A 2,406-nucleotide genomic window follows, 5' to 3' on the forward strand; every position below is an offset into this window, starting at 1 on the left:
AGGTCGCTGGTTACTTCTTGTCCCAAAAAGACGATTCTTTCCCGGAGTAGTCGGGAGTAGATATCGAAGGCGCGTTCGCCCCGGCCTGTGGTTTCAATAACGGTAGGAATCATTGCGCTTTCTTGTCTTGCTGCTGCGGTTAGTTTTTTGATTTTGACATACTCCCACCGTCAAGCTACGCTGTGACGGGGGATTCTTTCGAGATCACTATCGGAAATTCCTTGTTCAACGAGACAGCTTAGATTCTCAATGTCTCCACTGAAAATCCAGAGGCCGGACTCTCCCAAGGCGTTTGGATCGGTTTCTGTTTGCCCAACAGTACCGTTGACACTTCGACTTCGCTCAGTGTCAATGCCGAGCGAAGTCGAGGCATTGAGATGATTTCCCAAATATTTCAACCCTTTTTTAAGAATATTTATTGATGCATTATGATCCCTATCTAAGACTGTTTGACAATTAGGACATTGATGAGTTCTAGTGCTTAAGGTTTTTTGAACTCTCGTCCCACAAACTGAACAATCTTGGCTAGTAAAATGGGGAGGAACAGCAACACAGACAATCCGATAAATCTTAGCAAAATAATTCAACCATTCAGTGAATTGATACCAAGAAGCATCACTAATCGACTTGGCCAGCTTACGGTTTTTGACTAAGTTTCTTACCTTTAAAGCTTCATAGACTACCAGATCATTAGACTGGACTAACGCCAAAGCGTCTTTAATTGCTTTGTCTTTACGTTGTCTTGATACTTTAAGATGAAGCTTGGCTACCTTTACCCGTTGCTTATGATAGTTTTTAGACTGTTTCTTTCCTTTACGGAATTTCTTAGATAATCGTCGTTGTGCTTTTTGAAGTCGTTTTTCTGACTTTCTTAAATAACGTGGATTCTCTACAGTATTACCTTGAGCATCGGTATAAAATTCCTTTAACCCTAAGTCAATTCCTGTTATTTGTCCCGTCGGTTTATGGTATTCTTGCCGTTCTACGTCAATCAGAAACCGGCAATAATAACCGTCAGCACGTCTAACAACTCTTACCCGTCTAATCTGTTGCTCTGAATAATAAACTAAGGTCTTTTGACTACACCATAAACCAAATTCTCCTGCTTTAAAGCCATCAGTAAATCTGATTTTACGTCGATCATCAGATAGTTGGTAGCCTGTTAGTTTATACTCAACGGAACGACTATGCTTTTTGAACCGAGGAAACCCCTTTTTTCCCGGTATCTTGGCATGACAATTCTGGTAAAACCGATTAATTGATTGCCAGGCTCTATCAGCAGCCGATTGACGTGCTTGTGAGTTTAATTTATTAACCCAAGGTGTCTCTTTATTGTTAGCTAGTACCGAGCAAAGTTTTTGGAGATCATTGCGGGTTGTACCCTTATGATCCATACAATAACGAACACAAGAGTTACGCACAAACTGAGAAGTTTTGATAGCTTCATCAAGCCGGTGATATTGCTCTAGTGTCCCGTTTTTTAGCCTTGCTTCTACGACTAGCATATAACAATTCTCGACCATTGGTTAAGTAGATTGTAACACAGTTTGTCCACAGATGGTGGAATTAAACCGATGCTCCGTTGCTAATATTCTGGTCGGATTTCATCCCCCGCAAAGGTGAGTATCTTATCGAAAAATGTAGCGGGGGTATTCATCCGATATTTTAGGTAACTTAGGGAATGGGGGATAAGGATTAGGGGAAGTGGGGAAGTGGGAAATTTCAACTAAAACCCTAAAACCCCTAAAACCCCAACACCTAACCCCCAACAGCTAACGGCTAAAAATAATCTTCTCGATGGCATCTAGGGCGGCTTCTAGGTCATCATTGACGATTTGATCGGGGAATTCCTCGCTGGCGGCTAATTCTTCTCGGGCGCGTTCCAGACGACGGGCGATCGCCGTTTCAGCATCTTTGCCCCGGCCGCGCAAACGACGTTCTAATTCCTCGAAACTGGGGGGTAGGATAAAGATTCTCCTCGCTTCGGGGAAGCTTTGACAGACCTGTCTGGCTCCCTCCAATTCGATTTCTAGAATGACGGTCTGGCCCGCCGCTAATTGAGCGGCGATCGCTAATTGGGGTGTCCCATAATAATTGCCCGCGTATTCGGCCGATTCTAGAAATTCTCCGGCTGCCATTTTCTCCTCGAAACTGGGACGGTCGAGAAAATAGTAGTCTTCCCCCTCAATTTCACCCGGTCGAGGTGGGCGCGTAGTAGCGGATACTGACAGGTAGAGGTTAGGGAAACGAGTTAGTAAATGCCGGACTAGCGTACCCTTGCCCACACCGCTAGGGCCAGTAATGACGATTAATTGACCGGGTTGCATGGGGTTAATAACTTAGTTGCTACTATTAACAGGGGCTTCCTTGTTGACCACGAAACGGTGAGCCACGGTTTCCGGTTGA

General features: G+C 44.3%; 3 protein-coding genes. All 3 read right to left on the minus strand.

What is annotated here, in order from left to right; genetic code table 11:
• The coding region (locus PX484_RS23305; protein ID WP_288105772.1) for an ATP-dependent Clp protease proteolytic subunit at positions 1–113 on the minus strand (113 nt) is incomplete at its 3' end.
• Between the two features lie 57 nt (positions 114–170).
• The gene (locus PX484_RS23310; protein ID WP_288105769.1) at positions 171–1,505 is read right to left on the minus strand and encodes an RNA-guided endonuclease InsQ/TnpB family protein; all 1,335 of its coding nucleotides are present in this window, start codon (positions 1,503–1,505) and stop codon (positions 171–173) included.
• Between the two features lie 267 nt (positions 1,506–1,772).
• Positions 1,773–2,327 (minus strand): guanylate kinase, encoded by a 555-nt coding sequence (gene gmk, locus PX484_RS23315; protein ID WP_004268573.1) that lies wholly within the window; start codon positions 2,325–2,327, stop codon positions 1,773–1,775.
• Positions 2,328–2,406: the final 79 nt, after the last annotated feature.

Origin of the sequence: Microcystis sp. M49636_WE2 (assembly GCF_030065375.1) — a bacterium.
In the GTDB taxonomy this organism is placed as follows: domain Bacteria; phylum Cyanobacteriota; class Cyanobacteriia; order Cyanobacteriales; family Microcystaceae; genus Microcystis; species Microcystis aeruginosa_C.

Bases quoted from the DNA above. Each gene is read 5' to 3' on its own strand.
- PX484_RS23310 (WP_288105769.1), bottom strand. From the start codon at position 1,505: ATGCTAGTCGTAGAAGCAAGGCTAAAAAACGGGACACTAGAGCAATAT.
- gmk (WP_004268573.1), bottom strand. From the start codon at position 2,327: ATGCAACCCGGTCAATTAATCGTCATTACTGGCCCTAGCGGTGTGGGC.